Genomic DNA, 666 nt, shown 5'->3' on the forward strand with positions numbered 1-666 from the left:
CCGGTCGCCGGGGCGGGCGTGCCAGACGACGCCGGCGCCGGCCTGCACCGGGTCCCCCTTGCGCTCGCGACCGGCGCCGAGGCGCCAGGCGGCGAGACCGACGGCCATGGCGTCGAGGCGGGTCAGGGTGCCGGAGCGCGGCGCGGCGACGACGTGCTGCTCGCGGGCGGTCGGCAGCGGGGCGTCGGGGTCGCCGCCCTGGGCGGAGATCATCGCGCGCCACACGTCCATCGCCGAGCCGTCGGCGAGGCGGTCGGCCGGGTCGACGTCGTCGACGCCCGCGGCCAGCAGCATCTCGCGGGCGAGCGCCACCGTGAGCTCGACGACGTCGGCGGGGCCACCGCCGGCCAGCACCTCGACCGACTCGGCGACCTCGATCGCGTTGCCGGCGGTGCGGCCCAGCGGCATGCCCATGTCGGTGAGGAGCGCGACCGTGCGGACGCCCGCGTCGGTGCCGAGCGCGACCATCGTCTCGGCCAGCTCACGGGCGCGGTCGACGGACTTCATGAAGGCGCCGCTGCCGACCTTGACGTCGAGCACAAGGGCGCCCGTGCCCTCGGCGATCTTCTTGCTCATGATCGAGCTCGCGATGAGCGGGATGGCCTCGACCGTGCCGGTCACGTCGCGCAGGGCGTAGAGCTTCTTGTCCGCGGGCGCCAGGCCGTC

1 protein-coding gene is annotated in these 666 nt (G+C 76.0%); it reads right to left on the reverse strand.

Features of this window, described 5'->3' with window-relative positions; all coding sequences use genetic code 11:
• Nucleotides 1–666 (reverse strand): thymidine phosphorylase (locus tag ACOACO_RS18665; RefSeq protein WP_420297793.1); only part of this gene is annotated, 666 nt, incomplete at both ends.

The organism is Nocardioides sp. CPCC 205120, assembly GCF_048654585.1.
Classification (GTDB): Bacteria; Actinomycetota; Actinomycetes; order Propionibacteriales; family Nocardioidaceae; genus Nocardioides.